Origin of the sequence: Desulfovibrio sp. SGI.169, assembly GCF_050313595.1 — a bacterium.
Classification (GTDB): domain Bacteria; phylum Desulfobacterota; class Desulfovibrionia; order Desulfovibrionales; family Desulfovibrionaceae; genus Desulfovibrio.
Window position 1 is genome coordinate 1 of the sequence record NZ_JBNPLS010000025.1, and the last position, 24,507, is coordinate 24,507.

A 24,507-nucleotide genomic window follows, 5' to 3' on the forward strand; every position below is an offset into this window, starting at 1 on the left:
TTTTTCTTTCCGCATATCATGAAATGAGCACAACTGTAAATATGTTAGACTACAATTTAAAGTGTTATAATTCAGATAGTTATTGTGACAATCTTTTAACGTTAAGGGAACGTTCTCCCTACCTCCCCACTCGTAAGGACGGCGACGGCTTAGTGTCTTCCATACCCTCAACCGTTCGCCACAACGCTTGGTACCGCTCGTTGCGTATCAAGTCCCTGTCTCCGGCGGGGCCGAAGGCATACGCCGCCGTGCGCTCGGCATATCGCTGCCAATTGCGCCCGACCGGCGTTTCCCGGATGGTCGGAGCGCAGGCTCGGATAGTGGTTTCCACACTCTCCCGGCTGTGCCCATTGGCACGCATTCGCAAAGCAATCATGGCGTCCACACGGGAGTAGTCCTCAATGGTCAGATGCTTGCGGATATTCTCAAAATGTGCGTAATAGGCGGCTGCCGGGTCGCCGGGCCGCGTCTCCGGCATCTGAAATGCCCATTGCCCGGCTTTCCGCCTGGCGGCTTCCTCCGCGTATTCGCGCTCAATCCCTCTAGTCAGTTCCAGCGCCCTGGCGCATTCACGGCGCTCCGCAAACAGGAGCTTCACCTGCGGGAAGGAACCGTCTTTCCGTCGGTGCTTCGGCTTATGATTCTCGAAGCCGGGCGCACGGTGCGGGTGGATGCAGCCGCACAGCTTTTTGTCGCCGTACTCCCGGTTAAGGCGTTCCGTGATACGGTTGCCCACATCACAATCAAATTCCGTACCCAGCTTTGGAATGGTCAGCAAACATTGATAATTACCCGGAAAGCTTTCCAGCACCACGGCGGGCCGGAAGCCGTCCTCCTGTAATCGTTGCAGACTGTCGCGAGTCATATCGTCGATGAGGATGTGATGCCGGTCATCCGATAGCGGCGTGTAGTAGATATTTTCACCCCGCTTCTGGATGTGCAGCATTTCCGGCATGTGACCCTCCAGTTCGTCCAAGGAAAAACCTCTGGTCATGCCGCCTTTCTTGTCCAGGATGAAGGTTTTCTTGCTGCCGTCCACCTCCATCTTGATGCAGGTCACACGGTAACGATCCGCATTGACCGCATTCGCATACTTCCTGAAATCCTCAAGCACGCTCATGGTTTCCGCTCCATTTTCCGCTAGTTGTATGGGCGGCGGGGCGTGTCTTTTTTCTTCCTCCGATGAGCGATACCTCCAACGGTCGGCCTCTTTTTCCAGCCCTCGCGTCCGCAGCCATATCTCAAAGCGCGGCTTGCCTCCACGCACTTTTTTCTGGCGGGAATGCAGGGAACGCCGTTCCGCTCTCTGCCGCGTCATCAGGCAATGCCGGGCGATATTCAGAACCGGCACACCATATTTCGACAGACGGGAAAACGCCTTTTTCCTCTCGAACCTGTGTCGCTCCCGCATCTGGGCAAGCTCAATATTTCCTGCCTCTCCTGTTTCTTTCTGTCTCCCATTAAACGCGCTCAAATAGGTTTTCCATGCGTCAAGATTGACGGAACATACCGGTTCCGGGGCAATCTTTTCCAAATCTTTCGGATAACATCCTTCTTCAAAATGACCCAGCTTTTTGCACAGATTCCCCATGCTGAACGCACGGTCTACAGAAGACGCTTTCACAACATTCTCGCCAACAATGATGACGGCACCGGAGCCTTTTTTCTCGAAGCGCAAACCGATTTCCGCCAGCTTCCCATGCAATTCAGCCCACGATTGCGCGTTTTTTATGATGTCGTACCCGCGCTCCTGGGCAATCCGTTGAGCCGATTTTTCACCGGTGGCATGTTCAAAATCCAGTGCTGTCTGCTTCGGTTTTACTTCTTTGATTATTCTTCTTCGCGCCAGTTCTCCATTTTCCAGTATCGCGTACATAGAATTTTCTTCGCTGGCCCATCCTTGCCTGTGTTCAACAAACGCTACGATTTTATGCGCTTCCCGGATGTCCAGTCCGTTGAAAGGAAGCACAACTTTTCCCGTTTCCGAGTTCATTCTGTTGACCGCGATATGCAGGTGATAATTGTCCGTATCATAGTGCAGACCGTAGATGGTTTGATGCCCGCTCAGTCCCATTTTTTCCAGAAAGATGTCCACCAGTTCCTCAACTTGTTCTCTGTCTGGCTGCTCTCCTTCTTTCCACGAGAACATCCAGTGCTGCACCGGCATATTGCTGTGCGCTGATTCTCGTGCAAGGGCTATCATCTCCATTTTTTGTCCCACATGCGTGGAGGAAAAAAAATTTCTCCCTCCAGCATATTCAATCTTCTCTTGCGGATTCTTGTTCTGAGGAAAGCGAATGTAGTCCACAAGATCGCCTATCTGCCAGACCTTGGGCTTTTTCGTTTTTTTATTCTTGATTTTCTTTACAACCATGATGACAACGTAATGAGATTTTCTGAATGGCCCATGCCAGATTACGCAGGGCTGTTTCCTGACATTCAAAAATATCCGGTGGAGCCTTGGCCTGTCGAAGCGTCTCGAAATTGTGCTTGAGCAGACCACCAATACGCCGCAGTTCCGCTATGGTGTTCAGATCGGTACAGGCGGAAATTCTACCTCCGAAAAAACGTCGCCGCATGTATTCCGACAGGGACAGCCCGGCGATTTCCGCCTGTTCCGCAAGGCGCATTTTTTCTTCTTCCGTGACGCGGATCGTCACCCATTTCCGGGCGGCGCTTCGTCCAACTTCTTTCTTTTTTCTGCCTTTCATGTCTTTGCCTTTGGAATGCGAGAAGCGCAGCGCCGAGCATTCCGGGTGTCCAGAGGGCGCAGCCCTTTGGCAGGATGGGGGTTGTGTGTAGCACAACCCCCATCCTGCCACGAAGAACCCGTATCGTAGAGTGGCAAAATTTCCCATGTTTCCATCTTTGAGTTATGCTCATTCTGATTTTTTCATTCAGGAGAAAAGCTATGGCTCATACCGCAACAATCAGACTGGAGCAAATCAGCCGGGCAAAGAAACTCCTTCAGAATTTACCGGAAAAGGAAGACAGAAAAACACGTTCCGAAGCGGCGAAACTGCTGGAAAAAGATTTCAGAAAAGCCCTCAAAAAAGGCTACAGCCCGGAGGAACTTCGCTCACTTCTCAAGAATGAAGGCATTATTATTCCTGCCTATCTTATCAAACAGTTTCATCAGGATTCTGGAGAAACGTCAGACACGGAAAAGCGGGAGCAACGCCGGGAAAAAACGACGGCCAACGCTGAAAAATGCGGAGCTGCGGAAAAATCTTTCATCATTCCCGACACACCGGATACGGAGATATAAATATGAACGAGACGATTTTTTATGTTGGCGGCAGTAAAGGTGGAGTAGGAAAAAGTCAGTGTTGTTTTGCCCTGCTGGACTACCTCCTTGATAGCGGGAAAAAGGTACTGCTGCTGGAAACGGACACGGCAAACCCCGACACCTACAAGGCCCATCATTCATACGAACATGAGGGGTTGGTTTGCGAAATCGCCAATCTGGATGTTTCGGACGGATGGATAGAAATGGTGAATATGGCCGACCAGTTTCCCGAATATTGTCTGGTGATAAATTCCGCCGCAAGGAGCAACAGCGGCATAGAAAAATACGGCATGACGCTTCGGGAAACGCTGAGTGAACTCAACCGTGAACTGGTGGTATTCTGGATGATAAATCGTCAGAGAGATTCCATTGAACTCTTGCGTGGATTCCTGAATGCCTTCCCCGATGCTCTGGTTCATGTTTGCCGAAATCTCTATTTCGGAACGTCGGAAAAGTTCGAGCTGTATAATGGTTCAAAAGCCCGCCAGCATATCGAAAAGCAAGGCCGAACTCTGGATTTTCCTGACTTGGGAAGCCGTGTCGCCGACAGGTTGTATAGCGAAAGGATGCCCGTGAGCATGGCGCTTTCCAAACTTCCTATTGGAGATCGCGCTGAACTGCGGCGCTGGAAAAATGCCTGTACGGAAATGTTCAGGACAGCTTTTGGAGAGAAGTGATTATGGAGAAAGAAATCTTTGCCCGTCTGGAAAAGCTGCTGGACAGGGAACTGAACACGGAAGAAAAGGATCGGCTGCAACGTATAAAAGATACACTCCAAATTGGAGATAATGATGCCATGTGGGCCATCATTTCAGCTATGGAATATCAGCGAACTTACTATGAAAAATTACCGGAAAAAATCAGAACCACCACAGAAAAAATTCTCGCTGAACTCTCCGTCGCTGCGGAAAAGGAGGCACGCTTTGCACAAAGCCGACTTGCTGAAAACGTAGTGAAGCAGGCGGAAAAACTTTCTTTGAAAAATCATATTCACACATGGCTGGAATGGGGAACTGCCATGCTTTTTCTCCTGCTGTTTTACGGAAGTTTTCTGATGTGGGCAGGGTTCTGTCTCGGCTCAGGGATGGTTCAGCCGCATAGTCTACTGAAAATGCCTGTGGGCTTCATGATTGCCGCGCTGTGTCTGTGTGGCAGTTTTGTGTTTGGCGTGGTCGCTGCGCGGACTTTTGCGGACATGAACCGCATATGGAAAAAATATCTTTTTGTGGCGGTCATCTGCTTCATATTGGGCAGTGCAATAAGCGTCCTCTCCGCATAGGCACGGAGGCGGCGTTGCCAGAAGGATGACGCCGCCTCCAGGAGAAGCGTAGGGATCACACACACAACTTTCCCGGTTGAGGAAAGCTCCTGCCTCTCCCTGGTGAATCAGGTCTGGCTATTTTTCTGAAATAGTTTAATAAATATTTTTACTTAAATTGTTATTAACAATCCTTGTTATCCTATAAATTCAATGAGCGTGGAGAAACTCTTTCCCCCTGTCGTAGCGCGCTCGCCTTAAATCTGGGTAAATTCGCCACTGCTCCCTACTGCTCTCGCCATGCTATATAGCAGCAAAAAAGACAGGAGGGATAACAATGAGTAATCTTACGCAACAGGAAAGAAATGTAATTTCTCTTTTTCTGATGGGCCTTAAGACTAAAAGAAATTGCAGAACGTCTTTTTATCACGCCTAAAACTGTTCACAATCATCTTTTCAATGCCAGAAAAAAACTTTCTCTCCACAAGACAGTTGAACTATTTCGTGTTGAAATTGAGAAAGAAGAATCATCGGAAGACAATATATATCTTACATCGAGATGGAGTGAGGTTCTTGAGGCGTATTTGGACGGACTAACCGACAAAAAGATCGCTGAACAGCTTGGTATCGGATACAGTGCCGTCAGGCGTCACAAAGAGCGGATGAAGGATGCCAATGGCTGCAATTCCATGCGGGAGTTGGGGGCATTCTACAAAAGAGGCCGCAAGGCGAGCGAGGATAAAACGCATGATGACTGAGGGAAAAACCATTATCCTTTCCTCCCCTGACGAACTGCTCCCTCTTATAACGGAGGCGGTTCGCATCGCCTTGTGTGAACATCCGACAAATACATCTGAATTGCCGGATAAAAGGCTGCTTGCTCCGAAAGATGTGGAAAGAGAATTCGGAATTCCTCAACGGACCCTCGCCTATTGGCGTCAGGAAAGCGTTGGCCCGGCTTATACAACTTTCGGCAGGCGCATCTTTTATGAACGCGACGTGCTGGAAGCCTACATTGCCTCCGGGCGTATCCATACTTCGGAGTCATCCAAATGCTAAATGCCTCAAGCCAGTATCTCGCCGATGATCGAGAGCTTTTCGCTTTCCTGTCCGGGGAACAGGTGGGCATACCGCATAGTCATGGAGATATTCTTGTGTCGCATGAGCTTTTGCAGCTCCATGAGTGTGACCTTGCCGGACTGTGCCAGCCAGGATGCGAAAGTATGTCGCATGGTGTGCAGGGTGACAGCGTACAGGCTATCGCCGTCTTCCGGGGCCAGTCCGAGCTTTCTGACGGCGGTCTGGAAGCAGGCGGGCGTCTTGGTGAACGCCGTCTTCTTCCGGGGCTGCTGAAAGATTGGCTCCGCAGGCTTGCGCCTGTATGCCTGAAGCATCCGAATCATATCCTCCGGTACCCGGACGAAGACTCGTTTTCCCCCTTTCTGAATAATGTAGAGGCCGCAGGCATTGGCATCCACGTCCTGTCCACGCAGCTTGAAAATTTCCGTGGGGCGAAGACCGGTTCGCAGCGAGAGCAGAGCCATGTCATGCAATTGCTGATGCCGCTTTTCAAGGTCATCCAGAAGGGCCTTGGCCTCCTCTCTGGTCAGGAAACGCAGCCGTTCGTTGTTAGCTTTGACCATTGCCCATGTGCCGCCTCTGGTGGACAGGGGATTAACGCCGCTCCACATGCCGGTGGCAATGGCGCGGTTTATGGCGGAGCGTATGAAGGAAAAGATGTTGTTCACGGTCTGTCCGGCCAGAGTTTTCCGCTTCCCTCTTCTTGTGGGCTTTCCTGTGGTCTTTTTGGGTTTTGTATTCCCTGTGGGTGTTTTCAGGAGCTGAGCCTTGAGGCTGGAGAGCAGATTCGGAGTCAGCTCGACCACGGGCAGGCAATGAATTTTGTCCTTGAGATGCGCCGCGTATTGGCTATAATGTTGATCAACGTATTTCCCCTCGCTTCTGCCCCAGGCAAGATAGGCATCAACGAGGTTCCCTGTGGTCACTTTTTCGCGCTCCACAGGATTGACGCCGGTAACGGCAATTTCAGCAAGGAATTTTGCCCGCTCTTTTTGTACCAGGGCCGGACGGATGCCCTTGCTGTGTCTGCCGACAGTTTTCCAGTGCCCTTTGCCTTGGGAGTCCTTGTAGCAGAAACAGTAAATGCGATCCGGCAGGCCGGTTCTTGGATCACGTTTGGTGGACTGGCGATAGAAAACGCCCTCGAACTTGGTTTTGATGTATTTTCTGCTGGTTACGTCGCTCATGGGGAAATAATAACGACGAATTGCTCAAATTGGAAGATGATTATCCATTTGTTATCCAAAAGGCATTTTGTCAAAACTTTTTCAGGCTATAACATGTCTGATTTACTTATTATTTTAGCTGCGATACTCACAACATGTGAGGGAGAGAGAGAGAGAGAGAGAGAGGGAGAGACTGTCGCATATTTTTACACCGTTTTTCACGGTATGCTCCCAATTTTCTGGCTCGCCGACAAATCGCAGTTCCGCTCCGGCCTATCCTGCATGTCGGAGCATGCCTGTAATGGCAACGCCGCCACGCCGGAACCGTCGGCCCGGCCCATACCGCGCCCAGATCACAGCGTTCGGTACGCCTTTCATTTTCGATGCATTTCTCCTATACTCTCCGCAACGGATAGTCAAGGATGGAGCGGCGGCGCTTGCCCTCTCCATTTGTTGGGACGGACAATGCAGCAAGTGCCCCCATTCAGCTCAAAATTTGAGCCGTTTCCGCGCGTGACGCGAAACATGAAGCGACCGCGCCGGCGCTCCGAGCGTTCGCGCGGGGCAATAGCGCTGTTTTCGCCTCTTCTTGCGCTTCTGCTTGTTCTGGGCGCGTGCCCCGGCGTTTCCCGCGCGGCGGCGCCGGCGACCGCGGAACCGGCCACGAACGCCCCCGACGCGACGGCCGCCGCCAGAAGGCCGGGCATCAAGCTCTTCGGCACTGTGGAGTTCAGACGACCGCTCTCCACCCTGCCAGGCTGGCTTGACATGCTGGAACGCAACGCGGCCAACAATATTTTTTTGCCGGAAAAACAGTTTAACAAAAGCACGAGTTGGGCTCAGTTGCGGCAACGCGCCGAAGGAAAGAGCGAACGCGAAGTTCTGCTGCTGGTCAATTCTTTCTGGAACGCCTGGCCCTACCGGGAAGACCAGGTCAACTGGGGCAAGGCGGACTACTGGGCGACGCCCGCGCAGTTTCTGAAAAAATCAGGCGACTGCGAGGATTATTCCATTGTCAAATATTTTACCCTCAAGGAGCTGGGCTTCGTCCCAGACAGCATGCGCATCGTGGTTCTGCGCGACACCATCCGCAACCTTGCCCACGCCGTCCTTGTGGTCTATCTCAATGACGAAGCCTATGTGCTCGATAATCTCAGCAATTATGCAGGACCTCCTTAAGGATTTTACGCGTCGTCGCGCCTGGACGGACGCGCGCGTCCTGCGCGCGGACGGAACGCCCCTGGTTGCGCCGGCGTTCGCCGCCCCCCTCACCCCTGAGCAGACGGAACTTGTACGCCGCACCGCAGAAAGCGGGCGCGCCACTTTCGGCCCCATTCGCAAAGGAAAAAACGGCCTGATCATGGACATGGCCGACCCGCTTTTTGAAGTGCTTGGCGCAAAAGAACCGCAGCCTGTGGCGGTGCTCCTGCTTTCAGTGCCCATGGACAAGCCGCTGGCCGGTTTTCTCGCGCGTACGGGGGAGCATAAGGAAACCCTTCTGCCGCGCATCGTGACCCACGGGCCGAACGGCCCGGTTGTGGCCCTTGTCCGAGATGGCGGCGTCCATCTGGAAGGCATGAATGCGCGGCTTCCGAAACCGCCGGAGCAGAAGCCCCTTCCCTTCCAGCGTCGCCAGGCTTTGCAAGGCGGCGGCGAGGTTTACTCCATGGGCGCGCATCCCACTGTGCTGGACTGGCTTTTTGCGCTGGAAACTCCCGCCGCCGAGGTGGACGATCTCATACGCTCCCAGACATGGCAGATATATGGTCTGGGCATACTTGCCAGCCTGGGCGTCACCCTCTTCGGCGCTTTTGTCTGGGCCCGCGCCACCAGCCGCACCCATGAAATCCGCGCCCGGCAACTGGAGGCCCTCTATACCACCATCCACAACCAGAAACTTTTGCTCGACAGCGTCAATGCCTCCCTGCAGGCGGGTCTTGTCCTTGTTGACAGTCAGGGCCGCGTTCAGATGGCAAATCCCGCCTTTTGCGCACTGAGCGCGGCCGGCGGCGACATCGGCCCCGGCACGCCGCTGGTGGAGGCCCTGCCAGGCAAGGCGGCGGTGAAACTGCTGGCGGACATGGCCCTTGTCAACAATCAGGGCCGGTCAACCAGTGTGGAAATTACCCTGCCGCCCTCCCCCGCTGACGGCGATGGCGGAGAGGAAAACGGGGAGCGTCTCTTCCGCGTCAATCTTTATCCGTACGGCCCCGCCGCCGATAACGCAGACCTTGCCGCCACGGGCTGCGTGGGCATATTTCAGGACATCACCCTTTTTCGGCGCAATGCCGAGCGCGCCCGCCAGCAGCAGCGCGCGCTTATCTCCGCCCTGGTGCATGCCATTGAGAGTGTGGACCCCAACCTTGCCGGACACTCTGACAGGCTGGCCAGCGTCACCGAAAAAGTTGCCGAAGAAATGCATCTTGATCCCAGAGAGAAGGAAACCCTGAGCCTCGCCTCCCGGCTTTCGCAGATCGACAAAATTTTTGTCCCGCGCGACATCCTCACCAAACGCGGCGCTCTGACGCCGGAAGAGCGGGAGCAAGTGCACCGCGCGCGGGAATACGCAGACAAAGTTCTTCATGACCTGCGTTTTGACCTGCCCGTGCGCGAAACCATGCGAGAGATGGGCGAACGCATGGACGGTTCGGGCAGCCCCCAGGGCCTGCGCGGTGAAGAAATATCGCGTTGCGGTCGCGTGCTTGCGGCGGTCAATGCCTTTGTCGCCATGACGAGCCCGCGCGCCTGGCGCAATGACAATGGCATCCCCACCGGCGAGGCCGTGGCGCAGATGCTGCAGACCCGCGCTTTGATCAGCAAGTGGCAGCCGCGCTCGCCCGCGTGACTAAGACGACGCTCTCATGAAACTTTCAGGGCGCAAAGGCGTCTTTGAAAGATGCCGCGTCGTTTGGCCCGCCTGTCTGACGCAGGCCGCCCTTTCACGCCAGCGGCGCCACGGCGGATGAAAGCGCGGCAGCAATGCCATGCGCAGCACAAAGGGCCGGAACTTTGAGCGGCCGTCCCTTTGTGCTGGCGTTCATGCCTCGTCGGACGGCCCCGCCCTCTTCATGCTGCTCAGGCGTCAGAGGAAGCACAGGGGCAGAGGCGGTGGGCTACAGCCCTTTGAGGAGCAAATGCCGCAAATCCGGCACAGTCGCGCAAAGATAGTCTGCGCGCGCGTCCGTCAATTCCCCGCACGAGCCATATCCGTACAGAACGCCGGCACAGGCCATGCCCACCGCATGCGCGCCCAGCACGTCATATTTGCGATCTCCCACCATCAGGCAGGAGCGCGTGTCCCCAATGCCCCATTGCATGAGGGCATAACGCAAAACATCGGTCTTGCTGTTGCGCGCGCCGTGCAGTTCCGCCCCGGCCACAAGAGCAAAACACCCATTGATCCGAAAATATTCCAGAATTTGGCGGGCAAACGGCTCGGGCTTGGATGTGGCAACGCAAAGCTGCAGTCCCTGCCCCTGCAGCTCACGCAACAACTCCCCTATGCCGTCATAAAGGCTGTTTTCATAAATGCCTTTGACAGCATAATATTCACGGTATTTCTGGATAGCCAGAGCCACGCGCTCGTCATCATTATCAAAAAACGGCGCGAAAGAATCGCGCAGCGGCGGGCCAATAAAGGGGATCAATTGTTCAGAGGGCACATGTATATGAAAGAAATTCAGCGCATGTTCCACGGAATGGATGATGCCGGGCTTGGAATCCGTCAGCGTGCCGTCAAGATCAAAAAAGATATGCGTTAACATGACATGCCATCAGCAAGGGGTGGGAATTATCGCTCAGTCGCAGTATTAAATATCCGTCCCACAGCAGTCAATACGAAAGGTTTGAGGCGCGTTTTGCCGTGTGGACAAAGCCGCGTTCCGAAGCTATGCTCAAAAGCAAAAATGCGGATTGCCATGCGGCGCTGACGGCCGCCATGCGCCGCCGCCACAGGAGGCGGTATGGATCGACGCTCCTTTATCTGGATGACTTTGGCGGCTCTGGCCGGAACGGGCTGCGTTTCCCGTTCACAGTCCGCAGCCGGCCTGCCCGGCTCTCTTGCGCCGTCTGCGGATGTTGACGCGCTTTACAGCCCTGGCGCCCCGGCGGAGGCCAAGGCCATCTTCAAGGAATCCACAGACGCCGCCTGGGCTGCCGCCGCTCCCCAAAATGAGGAGCAACGCCACTGGATGAGCAATACCCCGGAAGAAACGCCAGAGAATGCCGCGGAAGCGGCCTCAGCGACGGGTGGAGCCAAAAAGCCCGCCGGAACCGGCCAACAGGTTGATCAGCCGGCCATGCCGCAAGACCACAGCGGGCAGCGCCAGCCAGCTGCCTCCGCCCCGTCAGCAAAACGGCAAAAAGCCCCCCGATCCCCTTCTCTTCCGACGGCGCCGCGCGCCCGCACAGGGGATATCCGACGGGCGGCGAACGGCGTCATCACCGTTCATCCCGGCGAGGTCGTGCAATTTGAAACTCAGGGCTACTGCCTTGATCCCGATCGGCCAGCTCCCTCCAAGGGGGAAGCCATGCGCTTTATCCCCATGGCCGGTTTGATCAATTTTCGTCTGCGTCGTCTTTTTTACAAAGTCATGCGCATGGCCGGCAGCCAGAATACGAGCTATGCCGCCGACTTTCAGAAAGTGGTCTGGGCCATCCGCACGGCGGACGCCAGGCAAAACGCCTGGGGAGATGCCCTGGCCGGCCCTGAAAAACGCCTGCTTGATGCCGCCATGCCCGGCGGGGCGGCTCTTTTGCAGCAGGTGCGCCGTACCGCCACCGGCAGAAAGGAAGGCGGACGGGGCCTTGCGCCGCTAACGCCCGGCGTGGATTTTTCTGCGGACAGCCGTTTGCACCTGGAGCAGCTTTTTAACCAGACGCCTCCCGGAAGCCTGCCCCACAGCGATGCCCAGTTTTCCATGCTTTCCAGCGGAGTCGCCGGGCGGGCCGAAAATCTCGGAAGGCTGCGTGTCCGCTGGCAGATAGCCAACAGCTCAAAGAAGGATTTTGCCTTTGATGCCGCCCAATGGGCTCTGGAATCGCAACGCAAGGTTCAGCGCGAAGCGCTTCCGCCCCCCTCCTCAGGGCTGATAGTCAAGGCGTGAGTTGCCAATAAAAAGAGCCGCCTCTCTGGTATAAAAGCGGCATATTGCCGCGTAGTTGCAAGCGACTCTGTACCGGGTCTGTACCGGGCCAGACGGCTGCATCCGTTCAGAGTGAACGCAGGCTATCCCTCCAGACCAGTGTGGCCGATTATGCGTTCGCCGCACGCCTGCGGGAGGATGGGCCGGTATGCGCTGATGCAGACACAGGCCCACGACAAAAAGCCCCTGCTCATCAGGCGGCTTGCCGCGTTATCTGATTATCGCCCGTAAACCAGAAGGCCTCTGGGGGCTTCCCGCCGGGGCCTTCTGATTTACGGCTTGAATGCGAATATGCTCAGGCGACCTTCATTTCACGCACAAGCGTGGTCAGATCCTGCGCCTGGGCTGTAAGCTCCGAAACTCTCTTGGTGGCGTCCGCCATTGCCTCAGCTATCTGAGCGCTCATTTCATTGCACTCTGTGATGGACTGATTGATTTCATCGCTGGCCGCTGACTGCTCTTCACTGGCTGTGGCAATGGCGCGCACCTGATCCGCCGTGACCTCAGCCGCTGAAACAATCTCCTCAAGAGCATGCCCGGAGTTCATCGCCAGTTGCGTGGCTTCTTCGATTTGCACAACGGCTTTTCCCACAGAAGCGGAGCTTTTGTCCGCACTCTCCTGAATGGCGGCAACGGCATTGCCCACTTCATGGGTGGAGGCCATCGTTTTTTCCGCCAGCTTGCGCACTTCATCCGCAACGACGGCAAATCCCCTGCCGGCCTCACCCGCGCGGGCGGCTTCAATAGCCGCATTAAGCGCCAGGAGGTTTGTCTGGTCGGCAATGTCCGAAATAACGCTCATGATATGGCTGATGGCCTTTGCATGCTCGTTCAGTTGCCCCATATCCGTTTTGAGTTCCAGGGAAACCTGATGCACAGACTGGATGCAGCGCAGCGAGTCTTCCACCACATGTTCGCCCGCTTCGGCTTTCTGCCTGGTTTCCGCGGAGATTCTCTGCGCTTCCGATGCGTTGCGCGCCACTTCCTGCACTGTGGCGTTCATTTCGTTCATGGCCGTCGCGGCTTCGGTAAGCCGCTGGGCCGCCACCGCCGCATGCTTGTCGGATTCTTCAATTTTTGAAGAAAGCGAAGCGGAAGCTGTGGAGACGACATCGCCCACGCTTTCCAGTTTTTCAGCGGCGGCAATAATAGCCCTGGATTTGCTTTGCGCTTCCTCTGTGGCAAGATTGGCCTTATCCCGGGCGGCTTCGGCGTTCCTGGCGGCCTCTTCGGCGTGTTTGCTTTTTTCCTCCGCGTGCAGAATATAGCTTTTCAGGGTCTTGATCATGTCCCGCAGGGCATGGCCCAGCAATGAAACCTCATCCTTGCCGACAGGGGAAATTTCTTCATCAAGATTGCCGTCAGCCACGGAGCGGGCAATCTGGGTTATTCTGCGTAAAGGGCCTATGATGGAGGTTGCCAAAACATAAGAAATCGGCAGCCCGCCAAGCAGCAGCATGGCGAGGAGAATAAGACCGAATTGGCTCAGCGTGTCCCAGAGCAGACTGTTCATGCTGCTGTGCAGGCTCTCTTCCGCCTTGTCAACATTATCAATGTAAACGCCTGTGCCAATCCAGAAGGGCGTCCCGGGAATCGCTTCGGCATAGCCCAGCTTGAAAACATCGCCGGCTCCAGGCTTGGGGAAAAGAAAATTGACGAAACCGCCGCCGTTGCTCACCGCCGCATTGAGTTCCGCCACATAGCGCACTCCATCCTTGTCTTCAGTTTTCCCAAGGTCTTTGCCTATGAGATTTTTCTGAACAGGATGGGCCACATTGACTGTTCCCTTGTACACATAAAAATAGCCCGAACCATCGTTTTCAAAGCGGGATTTTTCAACAAAGTCGGTTATGATCCGCAACTGCTCGGCCTCAGGCAGACCCGCCGCAAGCATGGCTACCCCTGAGGCCGCGGCATGGGTCACGTCCTTGATGCGAGATCGCTGAGAGTCAAGAAGCTCTTTTTTCGCCAGTGATGTGCCGGAAAGGATTACATTGTCCATCATGACAAAAGAAAGGCCGGCCATGACGAAAATAGTGCCAAAGACCAGAAATACATACAAAACAATTCGTTTTGCAATCGTGATGTTTCTGAGCATAACAGAACCTCCTTCCCCTTCTCTGTGCAGCGAATATCGTGATCTGTTCAGTGCGAAGCGTAGATTTTTCGATAATGGGGCGATTGCCCTCTGAAAACTTGTCCATATATAACGGCTGGTCATGCAAAAACTATAGGCGGAAAATTCAATATCACCACCCGGTAAGGATGTTAAGTGCCCTTCCCAAAGCCGTGCGCGACAAACCCGCGGCGGCATGGACATTCCCCGCGAGTCGCGGATTTTTGCCAGGCCTTTTTCCCGGCATGGCGGCGTGTATACTCAGCGCTCCAAGCCGGGTGTCCATCCGCCATGCAAGATATCGAAAGGGAAAACAGGCGGTCTTCCGTAAAAGCTGCTGAAGCGTCCGTCCCTCGCCTCTTTCTGCGGGGCAATTCAGCCCGTTCAAAAAAGGCTCGCCATGAGTCAGGCGCGTCTCTCCGTTACCGCCCTCCCGCGTATTGCCCCTCACTTGCCAGAAATACTGACGCAGCCGATGAGACTGAACTGAAACAAATTTGGCGGGGCGTTGCCCACAATCCGCGGCCCGTCATGCCAGCCCGCCGCATGCAGACCACGCCTGGGCTGAGGGGCAATAAGCAAGATTCAACGGTAAAAGGGCCTGAACCCCACGGTTCAGGCCCTTCGCAATTTCATGCCATATGGCTTCAGGCGTTCAACTCGCGAGAGATTTCCAACGCCTTGGCCTGTTCTTCAAAGTTTGCAAAGCCGGACTGGTGCAGGGCATCCAGCACTGTGTCATCCCAGTTCCAGGTGGCATAGATGACCGGCTTGTGGAATGAGGAACGGAAGCTTTGCAACTCGCTGCGGTAAAAATCTTCCTTGGGCGTGTCCAGATGTTCACGCAGCTGTTCATGGCGACGTTGCAGTTCGCCTTCGTACCACTCCTGAATATCCTGCGGTTCCTTGTACTTTTTAAGAATATGGCCATAGCCGGCTTTTTCCATAAGTTCCGCCAGGCGCTTGTGATGCTGATGGCCAAGCCATTTGCCGAGTTGCGATGTGGGTATGTTTTCCTCTTCCACCGCAGCGATGTCAAAAACGGTCTGATAATAGGTATCCGGCACCACAGAGGCCGAAGTAATGCCGGCAATGGCGACCAGGCCGCGCAAGATAATGCTGTTGGAAACGCCCTGCCCGCAGAAGCCAATCTTCTTGCCGTATTTCTGGCCGGTGAAGATGCTGACCAGTATGGCCCAGACCACCGCCGGGTCTTCTTCATCATAGATGTGGGCCAGACGGGCGTTGTCCCGGTCCGTGGCAAGAACCATCTGCGTCATGTCATTGGAGCCGATGGAGAAGCCGTCGAACTCGCTGATGAACTGCTTGGCCAGAATCGCATTGGAAGGCAGCTCGGACATCAAGATAATTTTCAGGCCATCCTGACCGCTCTTGAGCTTATGCACCTGATCCAGATAGCAGCGCATGGAGCGCGCTTCCTCAAGAGTGCGCACAAAAGGCAGCATCATACGCAGATTGCTGCCGCCGTACACGCCGCGCGCCAGTTTGAAGGCTTCGATTTCCCAATCATGAATATTGCGCGACACGCCGCGATAGCCCAGCATGGGGTTGGCTTCCTGCTGCTCGAACAGGTTGCCGCCCAGGAGGTTGCGGTATTCGTTGCTCTTGAAGTCCGTGGTGCGATAGGTGATGGGCTTGCCATAGAAAGCCATGGCAAAAAGCGCCAGATTCTGGGCCAGGGTCTGCACGTAATGTTCCTTGCCGGTACGAAAGCCGCGCGCCTTGATGATGGAGCGGATTTTTTCCGGCAAATTGCGCACATCGTCCATCTCTTTCTTGAGGCCGGTGCGCAGACCGATCTCCTCGCGCAGATGGCGAATGTTTTCCAGCAGTTTGACCACAGCGGGCAAAGCCTGAATACGCTGTACATGGGCGTCCACGCTGGCTTCAATTTCCGCCGCGCGCTTGGCCGATTCCGGATCGGCGGTCGACAGCAGGGCAAGCTCATCGTCATAGCCCATGATGATCCGCACATGATCCGCCAGATCGGGTGACGTTTTCAGCACTTCAATACGACGCGAAGCCATCTCCATATGCTGGTCAATCTTGTGATCCAGCTCGCGCATCTTGCGGTGTTGCAGCAGCACCTCTTCTGCGCTCAGGTTTTTGTCGACATCGGCCAGGGCGTTTACCTCGGCGGCCAGGCCGGTAACTTCACCCACATATTCGCGCAGGTTGAAATTAAAGACGATCAGCCCGGCGGCCATTTGTTCACGCAAGACCTTGGAAAGCCGGTCTTCCAGCTCTTTGAGTTTTGCCTGAACGACAACGTCCAACTCGCCGTTGTCAAAGGCCTCCAAAGCCTGTGGATGGATGCTGATATTGCCCAGCATGAATTCCGCGCGCAGCAGACCCACCTCAAACTGAGGGTGATTGCGCAAGCGTGAAAGGAAGAGGGCCTGCCCCACATCGGCCAGCACAAGCCCCACCTTTGTTTTGGTAAAGGGCAGTTTCGCGACATCCATCTCGCCGCCGACCTGGTGCAGCGGCAGCAGCCCGCGGTAAACGCGCCCGCGCGTGCCGTCCACCGTCACCTCAGCGCCGTCCAGAGCGCGCAGCACATCCACCCGCTGAATGCCGATAACCGCCGCAATGCCCAATTCACGCGAGGTGATGGCCGCGTGACTGGTGTCGCCGCCCACATCCGCCATGATGGCCGAGGCCACGCGCATGCCCGGCACCATGTCGGGGTCGGTTCGCTCGGCTGCCAGAACATCGCCCTTGGTCACCTTGTTCAGTTCGAGAGCGGAACGCAAAAAGCGCACAGTGCCCTGACCGGCTCCCCGCGAAGCGCCGTTGCCCTCCACCAGAACTTCCGCCACGGCCGCGGCCTTGGCGTCCACCTCGCGGCGACGCATGAAAATGGTGGTGGGGTGCAGCTCCAGCTCTTCATTCCAGCGGGTTTCGGGCCTGGCCTGGACAAACCAGAGCTTGTCGCTGGCGTCAATGCAAAATTCCGTATCCATAATCATGCCGCCGTAAGCCTTGCTTACAGCGCGCACGCCCTTGGCCACGCGCTCGGCCTGGCTCAGCGACAAGGCCCAGCGCAAAGCCTCCAGCTCCGGCACTGGCACTTCACGGGTGCCGCCTTTTTCGTCGTAGACAATCTTCATGTCTTTGCAGCCCATCTGACGGATAACCACCTCGCTGCCGTCGTCACGCTGAAAGACATAAAGCTTGTCGGGCGTCACCTTGCCGCCCACCACGGCTTCTCCCAGGCCATAGCTGGTGTCGATGCTGACCAGGTCCTTGCGGTCCGTACCCCGGCAACCGGTAGCCGTATCGGCGGAAAAGGCCGTGCCGGAAATCACGGGATTGATCATCTGCATCATGCAGACAGACAGGGAAGTATGCTCGATTGCCCATTCTTTTTTGGCCAGTTCGGCAATGGATTCATCCCCGGTTTCCTCGGCTCGCGCCAGGGCATCCAGAATAGCCTCGCGCCGATAGGTCATGGAGCGCAGGTTATAGGCTGAAGAGCAGTCCCAGTGATAGGCCTCAACCACCCTGTCCGCGCCGACCATATTCAGGTAGGTGTCTTGCAGACCCGCAAAAGCTTTTTTGCGCGAATCTTCACCCGCGGCGGAAGAACGCACCGCCACCGGGGTCATGTCATCGCCGTTTTCTTCACAGATGGCTTTATAAGCCCCGCGCACGGCCTCATCCACTTCCGCCGGCACATCCACGGACAGGATGGCGGCCTGCACCATCACTGACCGCTTGCGCAGCTGGTCAATGCCTTCGGGCGAGGTGGCAAAACCTTCCACGATATTATTGATGAAAGTTCTCAGTTTGGTATGGGCCTGTTCGCCTTCGGCCTTGGCGGCCTCGTGAATCTGCCTGCCCAACTGGCGCACGAATTTTTGCAGGAAATCCGGGTCCTGGTTGATTTCAGGGTCATTCCAGTCAATCCGAGCGTATTCCTTGTCCACCACAGAGCGCACGACACGACCGTTGACCCTGGTCTCATCCAGCAGGCGGTGAAACGCCAACGAGGAGACAGCGCGGAAATGCGGCGCCTGAATGCCGTCAATCTGGCTGATCAGAGCCGTATTGTAGTTTTTACCCCCGACAAGCAATTCAGCATCGGGACCAAGCTTTACAATATCCGCGCCAGTCAGCACCAGCTTTTTCTGAATGGAATCGGCAGAATCTGCTTTGGGCTTGGCCTGCACGGTTTTCGCGGCGGGACTTTTAGCCATGACTTCCTCCGGTTTGGCGGGAAAGAGCATTTTCCTTTGTCAGAATAATATACCCGTACGGGAAAACTGTCTACAAAATCGCGGCGCGCCGGCTCAACTCACCTGAGCGCCGCAATAGGGACAGAACGCGGCCGCATCCATGGGGATGGGCTGCCCGCAGGCCTCGTTGCGGCATATGCGCGGCACCGGCCCGAGCTCCACAATCAACTCCCCTTCCCGTACAGAAACCATCTGCTTGCTTTCCTTGAAGTCGGCGGTTTTGAGAACGCGCTTGACAATGCCGTCCACAGGAGCCAGCACAGCCTTTTCCTGTTTCATGATCGAGACATTGAAAAGTTCCTCGCCGGCTTTGACCACATCGCCGGGATGCACATACATTACCCACAAATCGCCGTTACTGGGCGCGGGCACATGGTACTGGTTGGCGGGATCGGCCATCAGCGCGCCCTTGCCCTTCTGATCCATGGGCTGAGCGACCTGCACCTCGCAACTCATGAATTCCGAATCAAGCACATACCGGCAGATGGAAATGCCCGCCTCGTTGGCGCGTGAAATGCTCAACAGCGCCAGATGGTGGGGTTTGCCGCTGGTTTCGTTAAAGTACAGATCCTGCCCGACTTTCAGGCCCTCAAACCAGACATGCAGGGGCAGATTGTTGGGGTCGCCGAACTTTGCCTTGAATTGCATGGTCTTCAGGGCGTCAGCAGGATGGTTGAGGTACAGCACAAATTCTTCAGCAGTGGGCGGGCGCTTGATGATATCCGCGCAAGCCTTCTCCTCGGCAGCCAGATTGATGTCCGCCAGAGCCTCCAAAGGCGAATTTTCAGTGCGTCTGGCGATGGCGCCCTTCCAGTCGGAGCCGAAAGCGCTTTCATAGACCCAGTCCGCCGGAAAGCCCAGAGGCAATTTGCCGAATTTGCCCAGCAGCAGGTTGCGAAAAGCGTCATTGCAGTCCTGGTAAATGGAAAGGCGGGCATGACGCATCTCAGGCGTGAGCTCATTCTCCGGCGTGCGGGTTACTTCACCCAAAACTTCAAGCAGATAGCGCACTTCATCTTCGCCGCCGCGCTTCCAGGCGCCGGTCACGGCCAGGAAGGCCGTGTTCCAGGTAATCTGGGAACCGGGCGTCACGTCATGATAGCGCACGATCTGGCGGGTGCCCTCCAAAAATTTAAGCATGTAGGGCAGCAGATGGATATAGCCCTGCTTCATGGCCCCTTCTTGCGAAGAAGATGTTGCCCCGCCGGGCATGCCGTGCAGGGTGACGTCATAGTCTATGCCCTGAAAATACGGGGCGCAGTAGCGGTCGTAGTAGGGCATGATCTGCTTGCAGACAAAATTGGCGTCACGAATGGCGCTTTTGTTCAAGTTGCACTTCAAGTTCAGTTCATCTTCAAGGTAGGCCATAGTGGCGAGCACGTCGCCCTGCCCGTAAGAACGCACCGCGGACCCCAGACCCACGTCAAGGATATGAGCGCCTGCCTTGGCCGCGGCGCCGCAGGCGGGCACAAACAGACCGTCCGTATAATGGCGATGATAGTGCAGCACCAGTTCGGGCCAGGCTTTGCGCAGCGCGCCAACCAGTTCTGTCATGAACCGCGGCGGGCAAACGCCCCCCATGTCTTTGAGGCCCAGAATGATATGGCGCGACGCCTCCCTGGGGTCCACGCCCATCACGTCGCCCACCATGCGCAAAATGGCTTCGGTAACGCTGAGATAATGCGGCGCGTCAAAGCCTCTGGCCCAGGACAGGGACAACGCGGGCTGGAAGATGACGTCCTTGCGGGACATGACCACTTCCGCGATGGGCCGCATGTTTTCCACATGGTTGAGAAAGTCGAAGCAGCGCACCACCTGATAGTGATCACAAATCATTTCGCCAGTCTTGCGCATCAGGTTGCGCGGCTGGGGCGTATACCCCAGCACGTTGGTGGAGCGCACCAGCAACTGCTTGAGCGTCTTGGGCGCAAAGCTGTTCCACTCTTTGGCTTCGGTGAAGGGATAGGTCATGTTGGCCATCATGGCCACATGGAAATGCGCTCCGCCCCCGTTCTCAATGGAAAAATATCCCACATTGTCCAGGTAGGGGCCAATAAGCCTGTCTTCAGCCAGGCGGAATCGATTGCCGGAGTTGGACTGGGTAAAATCGCGCGGGGTGGTGTCGGTGAAATGCACATAGCCTGAATCGCGGATGTAATCCAGCGTCGCCAGCCTGTCGCCCTGCGGATAGGGCGAGGCCTGCCGGCGGGCCGAGGTGCGGATGGGGGGCAGTACAGGCTCGAAAGGGCCAAGGCATGGCGTGGTGATCGAACGGTATTCCCCAAGCTGAACATAAGGGTTGAAGCCCTTGGCCGAAATTTCGGCCACCAGCCGGGCCAGGCGCTCTCCTTCCGGGGCCAGGTCGGTATAAAGCATCAGTTCGGGGTGGTCGGCGATAAAATTGGTGTTGATGTCGCCTTTGCGGAACAGAGGATTTTTGATGACCTTGCGGAAAAAGGGAATCGTGGTCTTGATGCCGCCGATGACGTACTCGCCCAAAGCCCGATCCATGATGCCCAGGGTCTTTTCCCAGTCGTGGGCATAGGCGATCAGCAACGCGCCGGCTGAATCATAATTGGCCGGAAATTCATAACCGGCACTGATATTGGAGTCCAGACGCACGCCAAGACCGCCTGGCGAGACATAGCGAGATATCAGACCGGAATTGGGCAAAAAATTGTCTTGCGGATTCTCGCAGTTGATGCGCACCTGCATGGCGCAGTACGAAGGGCGGAGATCCTCCTCGCGGTAGCGCAGTTCCGCCCCAAAGGCCACGGCGATCTGCTCTTCCACAAGGTCGATGCCGTAACGGCATTCGGTAATGCCGTGCTCAACCTGGAGGCGGGTATTCACCTCGATCAGATAGGGCGAACCGTCGGGCGTGACCAGAAATTCCACAGTGGCCAGCGAATGATAGCCCACGGCGCGCACCAGACGGCGGGAATAATCCTTGAGGCGCTCGCGCAGTTCACGGGTCACGCCCGGCCAGGGCGACGGGGTGATTTCGATCAGCTTCTGATGATTGCGCTGCACAGTGCAGTCGCGCTCATCAAAAGCGAAGACATTGCCGTACATGTCGGCGATGACCTGAATTTCGATATGGCGCACGCCATCCAGAAACTTTTCAACAAAAAGGCGCGGATTGCCGAAAGACGCCTGGGCCATGGAAGACGCCTTGAAAAAGGCGTCTTCCAGTTCAGCCTCGTTGTGAATGGCGAAAATGCCCCTGCCGCCGCCGCCGCCTTCGGCCTTGAGCATGATGGGCAGGCCGATTTCACTGATCAGGCGGCGCGCGGTGGCGATGTCCACCGCGCCGTCGGAGCCGGGCACCACGGGGATGCCCAGCCTGCGGGCCACCTCGCGCGCCTGAACTTTGTTGCCCAGCAGGTTCATGGCTTCGGCGGTGGCGCCGATGAATGTGATGCCGGCCTCCTTGCAATGCTGCGGAAAGCGCGTGTCCTCGGAGGCAAAGCCCCAGCCGGGGTGAATGCCCACCACGCCGCGCCGCCTGGCCAGGTCGATGATTCTGTCTATATCCAGATAGGCGCGCGGCTCGCTGCCCAGCAGAATCAGCTCCTGAGCGGTGGAGGCGGCGGGCGCTGTTTTGTCCACATCCGTGGCGGTCATGGCCGCCACCGCGTCAAAGCGCTCCCGGATGGAGCGGCAGATGCGCCGGGCCGGAATGCCCCGGTTCGCCACAAGAATGACCTTGCCCCTCAGAAAATCCTGAACTTCCGCGAATGTCTTGTTGGCCATGCCTTTTCAGCCCTTTACTATAGTCTTTCAGAAAGCCGGAGGCTCCCGCTCAGCCATTCCTCACAGCGTCCATTGCGCCACAGGCGCAGTCCACCGGCCGGGGTCAGCCCCTCCAGCCTGCCGTGCACGCTGCCCTGCCCATCAACCAAGCACACATGACGACCGCGCCAGAGCAACAGCTCCTCCGCCTGATTTTTCCATTGGTCGGTCAGAGAATGCCCGTCATCATATGCTGAATGCATCCGCTTTACAAGTCGCCGCCAGAGGAACTCGGCCAACGGGACAGCGGACTGCGAAACGTCGTTCAGGCTCACGGCGGGCATGGCCGCATCGGCCCGCAACGCGGCGTCAGACGGAGAACTGTTCACATTGACGCCAATACCCGCCAGCAGCACGCCCCCCCTCTCCTCCAGCAAAATGCCCGCGAGCTTGCGGGGGCCGTCCGGCGGGCAAAGGGCCAGATCATTGGGCCACTTGAGCAGCGCCGGCCAGCCTTCAGCGCGCAGGGCGCGAGCCAGCAGCAGCCCCATGACAGGAGCCGCCGCCGTGCTGTCAAAAGGCGGCTGCAGAGGCAAGCGCAACGCGGCGTAGATATTCCCCGGCGGCGACGCCCAGGAGCGCCGCAACTGCCCGCGCCCCGCCGTCTGGCTGACGGCCTGCACGCTGTCCCAGACCTCCAGCCAGCCGCGCCCGGACAGAAAAAACGCCACATCGAGACTCGATGAAACCTCGCCGAAGCGCCAGATAAAAGGAGTTTGGGCGGCGCCCGCGCCGTCGCTGCGCGCAAGGCCCGTCCGGGAGCTTTTCTCGAATGCCGTGCTGTGGCATACTGAAGTCATGGAGCTCTACCTCGTGGGCGGGGCCGTGCGGGATATTTTGCTGGGCCGCGTCCCTGTTGAACTGGATTTTGCCTTCGCCGGCGCCATAGCCGATTTTCTGGCCGCTCATCCCGATGCCCGTCCGGTGGGCAAAAGCGTACGCGTTTGTCTCTGGCGGGGCCACGAGTGCATGCCGCTGCGCGGCGGCAGCCTGGAGGCGGATCTGCAGGCCAGAGATCTCACCGTCAATGCGATGGCTTTGGACTGCCGCGGCCTGCTGCGAGTTCACCCCCAGGCTCTGGCGGATATGCGCTCGCGCCGTCTGCGGCCCGCCTCTCCCACGGCGCTGTCCGCCGACCCCGCGCGAGTATTCCGGCTGGCCCGCTTCGCCGCATGCTGGCCAGACTGGCGGGTGGATGAAGAGGCTTACGCGCAGATGCGCGCCCTGCCCCAGGGAGCGCTGGCGGCGATTCCCGCGGAACGGGTGGGGCGCGAACTGCGCAAAGCCCTGGCCGCGCCCGCGCCCGCCCGCTTCCTTAAAACGCTGGCGGCGGGAAATGCCCTGACCCCCTGGTTCGCGGAGCTGAAGACCGCCGGGGACATCCCCGCCGGGCCAGCGCGCTGGCATAAAAGCTCCGTCCTGGATCATACGGCGCGAATCATGAATCTGACAGCCGGCGAGCCGCTGGCCGTCTGGATGGCGCTCTGTCATGACCTGGGCAAAACCGTCACCCCACCGGCCCTGCTGCCGCACCATTACGGCCATGAACGGCGCGGCGTCGCTCTGGCGTTGGCGCTGGCCAAGCGTCTGCGCCTGCCCGCGCTTTTCCATAAAGCCGGCGCGCTGGCCGCCGCCGAGCATATGAAGGCCGGCATTCTGCCGCGCCTGCGCCCCGGCGTCCGACGCGACTTGCTGTGGCATGTGCATCAGAGCGGTTTAAGCGCGCCTTTCTGGCGGCTGGTCGACGCCGACAGCAGCAGCCAGGTCGGCCGGGAAGCGCGCCGCCAGCTGGATGCCCTGCTGGCCGTGCGGCTGCCGTCGGCCTGGCGCGACAAAGGTGAACAGTCCGCACGCAAACTGCGCGAGCTGCATTGTCGGGCGCTGGCCGGACTGCCCCCCGTTCCTGCCCCCTCCGCATGACGGGTCAGAGCGTCGCCGCGCGCCGCGCGGCGGCAAAACAGGCCGCGCACAGGCGATCCATAGCGACCCCGTGATCCAGACCGGCCAGATGCCCCATGCCGTGAGACAGAAGACGCGCAAGATGTTCCGCCGGTTCCTGCCCGTAAAGCAGGCATTCACGCGCCAGCGTGTCCAGAGAGAGCAACAGAATGCCCGGCAGACTCTCCCCGCCGGGAAAAGAAAGAATGTTGGTTGGCCCCATGCATCCCATGAAACGCAGGTTGGCGACGCTCATGGCCGCGTCGTCCAGCAGGTGCAGCTCAAGGCGGTCGGGCGCTGGCGCGCCATTTTCATCCAGCGCGCGCAGCATGACCCGCAGCAGACGCGCCAGTTCACGGCGCCCCAGGGGCAGCAGCCAGGCATGGGCTGCGTAATGCGCCTGTATGCGCACCTCATTTTCGCCGTGCCTTGCCTCCGCGCTTGCGTCTTCCATGTTCA

General features: G+C 57.1%; 18 protein-coding genes. 9 read left to right on the plus strand and 9 right to left on the minus strand.

From position 1 onward, the window contains the following. Positions 1 to 118: 118 nt before the first annotated feature. Together ACQRA4_RS11035 and ACQRA4_RS11040 are read right to left on the minus strand one after the other, a co-directional pair. Positions 119 to 2,443 carry a DNA-primase RepB domain-containing protein gene (locus ACQRA4_RS11035; protein ID WP_427823132.1) on the minus strand — a complete coding sequence of 775 codons (2,325 nt, stop codon included), beginning with the start codon at positions 2,441 to 2,443 and terminating at the stop codon, positions 119 to 121. Next, a complete protein-coding gene (locus ACQRA4_RS11040) occupies positions 2,349 to 2,858 on the minus strand; it encodes a plasmid mobilization protein (protein ID WP_427823133.1) in 510 nt (169 codons plus the stop codon). Before ACQRA4_RS11040 ends, ACQRA4_RS11035 begins: the two co-directional genes overlap by 95 nt. A gap of 53 nt (positions 2,859 to 2,911) precedes the next feature. Here ACQRA4_RS11040 and ACQRA4_RS11045 point away from each other — a divergent pair, with 53 nt between their 5' ends. The 5 genes from ACQRA4_RS11045 (at position 2,912) to ACQRA4_RS11065 (ending at position 5,606) form a co-directional block, all read left to right on the plus strand. Beyond that, a complete protein-coding gene (locus ACQRA4_RS11045) occupies positions 2,912 to 3,268 on the plus strand; it encodes a hypothetical protein (protein ID WP_427823134.1) in 357 nt (118 codons plus the stop codon). Positions 3,269 to 3,270: 2 nt separating this feature from the next. Further along, positions 3,271 to 3,966, plus strand: coding sequence for a hypothetical protein (locus tag ACQRA4_RS11050; RefSeq protein WP_427823135.1), 696 nt, complete (start codon positions 3,271 to 3,273; stop codon positions 3,964 to 3,966). Positions 3,967 to 3,968: 2 nt separating this feature from the next. Next, complete coding sequence (locus ACQRA4_RS11055; RefSeq protein WP_427823136.1) at positions 3,969 to 4,568, plus strand: hypothetical protein; 600 nt, start codon at positions 3,969 to 3,971, stop codon at positions 4,566 to 4,568. Positions 4,569 to 4,954: 386 nt separating this feature from the next. Next, a complete protein-coding gene (locus tag ACQRA4_RS11060; protein WP_427823155.1) occupies positions 4,955 to 5,305 on the plus strand; it encodes a LuxR C-terminal-related transcriptional regulator in 351 nt (116 codons plus the stop codon). Continuing rightward, a complete protein-coding gene (locus ACQRA4_RS11065; RefSeq protein WP_427823137.1) occupies positions 5,295 to 5,606 on the plus strand; it encodes a helix-turn-helix transcriptional regulator in 312 nt (103 codons plus the stop codon). The genes ACQRA4_RS11060 and ACQRA4_RS11065 overlap by 11 nt, the downstream gene beginning before the upstream one ends. 5 nt (positions 5,607 to 5,611) lie before the next feature. On the opposite strand, the gene ACQRA4_RS11070 is transcribed toward ACQRA4_RS11065, so the two are convergent. Further along, positions 5,612 to 6,814, minus strand: a complete 1,203-nt coding sequence (locus tag ACQRA4_RS11070) for a tyrosine-type recombinase/integrase (protein WP_427823138.1) — start codon at positions 6,812 to 6,814, stop codon at positions 5,612 to 5,614. 504 nt (positions 6,815 to 7,318) lie between these two features. On the opposite strand from ACQRA4_RS11070, the gene ACQRA4_RS11075 reads away from it, so the two are divergent. Together ACQRA4_RS11075 and ACQRA4_RS11080 are read left to right on the plus strand one after the other, a co-directional pair. After that, positions 7,319 to 7,972, plus strand: coding sequence for a transglutaminase-like cysteine peptidase (locus ACQRA4_RS11075; protein ID WP_427823139.1), 654 nt, complete (start codon positions 7,319 to 7,321; stop codon positions 7,970 to 7,972). Beyond that, a complete protein-coding gene (locus ACQRA4_RS11080) occupies positions 7,956 to 9,638 on the plus strand; it encodes an HD domain-containing phosphohydrolase (RefSeq protein ID WP_427823140.1) in 1,683 nt (560 codons plus the stop codon). The genes ACQRA4_RS11075 and ACQRA4_RS11080 overlap by 17 nt, the downstream gene beginning before the upstream one ends. Positions 9,639 to 9,906: 268 nt before the next feature. On the opposite strand, the gene ACQRA4_RS11085 is transcribed toward ACQRA4_RS11080, so the two are convergent. After that, a complete protein-coding gene (locus ACQRA4_RS11085) occupies positions 9,907 to 10,557 on the minus strand; it encodes an HAD-IA family hydrolase (RefSeq protein WP_427823141.1) in 651 nt (216 codons plus the stop codon). Between the two features lie 198 nt (positions 10,558 to 10,755). Between ACQRA4_RS11085 and ACQRA4_RS11090 the strand changes: the two genes are divergently transcribed. Further along, complete coding sequence (locus ACQRA4_RS11090; RefSeq protein ID WP_427823142.1) at positions 10,756 to 11,898, plus strand: hypothetical protein; 1,143 nt, start codon at positions 10,756 to 10,758, stop codon at positions 11,896 to 11,898. A gap of 334 nt (positions 11,899 to 12,232) precedes the next feature. Here the strand turns inward: ACQRA4_RS11090 and ACQRA4_RS11095 are convergent, their stop codons facing one another. The 4 genes from ACQRA4_RS11095 to ACQRA4_RS11110 all read right to left on the minus strand — a co-directional run bounded on the left by ACQRA4_RS11095 (position 12,233) and on the right by ACQRA4_RS11110 (position 22,910). After that, the gene (locus ACQRA4_RS11095; protein WP_427823143.1) at positions 12,233 to 14,035 is read right to left on the minus strand and encodes a methyl-accepting chemotaxis protein; all 1,803 of its coding nucleotides are present in this window, start codon (positions 14,033 to 14,035) and stop codon (positions 12,233 to 12,235) included. A 665-nt stretch (positions 14,036 to 14,700) separates the two neighbouring features. Further along, positions 14,701 to 18,276 (minus strand): PEP/pyruvate-binding domain-containing protein, encoded by a 3,576-nt coding sequence (locus ACQRA4_RS11100; protein WP_427823144.1) that lies wholly within the window; start codon positions 18,274 to 18,276, stop codon positions 14,701 to 14,703. 93 nt (positions 18,277 to 18,369) lie between these two features. Further along, positions 18,370 to 22,071, minus strand: coding sequence for a pyruvate carboxylase (locus tag ACQRA4_RS11105; RefSeq protein ID WP_427823145.1), 3,702 nt, complete (start codon positions 22,069 to 22,071; stop codon positions 18,370 to 18,372). A gap of 17 nt (positions 22,072 to 22,088) precedes the next feature. Beyond that, positions 22,089 to 22,910, minus strand: a complete 822-nt coding sequence (locus tag ACQRA4_RS11110; RefSeq protein WP_427823146.1) for a biotin--[acetyl-CoA-carboxylase] ligase — start codon at positions 22,908 to 22,910, stop codon at positions 22,089 to 22,091. Here ACQRA4_RS11110 and ACQRA4_RS11115 point away from each other — a divergent pair. Further along, positions 22,909 to 24,030: an HD domain-containing protein gene (locus ACQRA4_RS11115; protein WP_427823147.1), complete on the plus strand. Its 1,122-nt coding sequence runs from the start codon at positions 22,909 to 22,911 to the stop codon at positions 24,028 to 24,030. The two genes, ACQRA4_RS11110 and ACQRA4_RS11115, sit on opposite strands and share 2 nt — an antisense overlap. A gap of 4 nt (positions 24,031 to 24,034) precedes the next feature. Here ACQRA4_RS11115 and ybeY read toward each other — a convergent pair whose 3' ends face one another. Then, positions 24,035 to 24,502: an rRNA maturation RNase YbeY gene (gene ybeY / locus ACQRA4_RS11120; RefSeq protein ID WP_427823148.1), complete on the minus strand. Its 468-nt coding sequence runs from the start codon at positions 24,500 to 24,502 to the stop codon at positions 24,035 to 24,037. Between the last annotated feature and the right edge of the window lie 5 nt (positions 24,503 to 24,507).

Excerpts from the sequence above, each read along its gene's own strand:
- ACQRA4_RS11095 (WP_427823143.1), bottom strand. The coding sequence starts at position 14,035 with ATGCTCAGAAACATCACGATTGCAAAACGAATTGTTTTGTATGTATTT.
- ACQRA4_RS11105 (WP_427823145.1), bottom strand. The coding sequence starts at position 22,071 with ATGGCCAACAAGACATTCGCGGAAGTTCAGGATTTTCTGAGGGGCAAG.
- ACQRA4_RS11115 (WP_427823147.1), top strand. The coding sequence starts at position 22,909 with ATGGAGCTCTACCTCGTGGGCGGGGCCGTGCGGGATATTTTGCTGGGC.
- ACQRA4_RS11075 (WP_427823139.1), top strand. The coding sequence starts at position 7,319 with ATGAAGCGACCGCGCCGGCGCTCCGAGCGTTCGCGCGGGGCAATAGCG.
- ACQRA4_RS11085 (WP_427823141.1), bottom strand. The coding sequence starts at position 10,557 with ATGTTAACGCATATCTTTTTTGATCTTGACGGCACGCTGACGGATTCC.
- ACQRA4_RS11055 (WP_427823136.1), top strand. The coding sequence starts at position 3,969 with ATGGAGAAAGAAATCTTTGCCCGTCTGGAAAAGCTGCTGGACAGGGAA.
- ACQRA4_RS11040 (WP_427823133.1), bottom strand. The coding sequence starts at position 2,858 with ATGGGAAATTTTGCCACTCTACGATACGGGTTCTTCGTGGCAGGATGG.
- ACQRA4_RS11080 (WP_427823140.1), top strand. The coding sequence starts at position 7,956 with ATGCAGGACCTCCTTAAGGATTTTACGCGTCGTCGCGCCTGGACGGAC.
- ACQRA4_RS11045 (WP_427823134.1), top strand. The coding sequence starts at position 2,912 with ATGGCTCATACCGCAACAATCAGACTGGAGCAAATCAGCCGGGCAAAG.
- ACQRA4_RS11065 (WP_427823137.1), top strand. The coding sequence starts at position 5,295 with ATGATGACTGAGGGAAAAACCATTATCCTTTCCTCCCCTGACGAACTG.
- ybeY (WP_427823148.1), bottom strand. The coding sequence starts at position 24,502 with ATGGAAGACGCAAGCGCGGAGGCAAGGCACGGCGAAAATGAGGTGCGC.
- ACQRA4_RS11070 (WP_427823138.1), bottom strand. The coding sequence starts at position 6,814 with ATGAGCGACGTAACCAGCAGAAAATACATCAAAACCAAGTTCGAGGGC.
- ACQRA4_RS11090 (WP_427823142.1), top strand. The coding sequence starts at position 10,756 with ATGGATCGACGCTCCTTTATCTGGATGACTTTGGCGGCTCTGGCCGGA.
- ACQRA4_RS11050 (WP_427823135.1), top strand. The coding sequence starts at position 3,271 with ATGAACGAGACGATTTTTTATGTTGGCGGCAGTAAAGGTGGAGTAGGA.
- ACQRA4_RS11110 (WP_427823146.1), bottom strand. The coding sequence starts at position 22,910 with ATGACTTCAGTATGCCACAGCACGGCATTCGAGAAAAGCTCCCGGACG.
- ACQRA4_RS11100 (WP_427823144.1), bottom strand. The coding sequence starts at position 18,276 with ATGGCTAAAAGTCCCGCCGCGAAAACCGTGCAGGCCAAGCCCAAAGCA.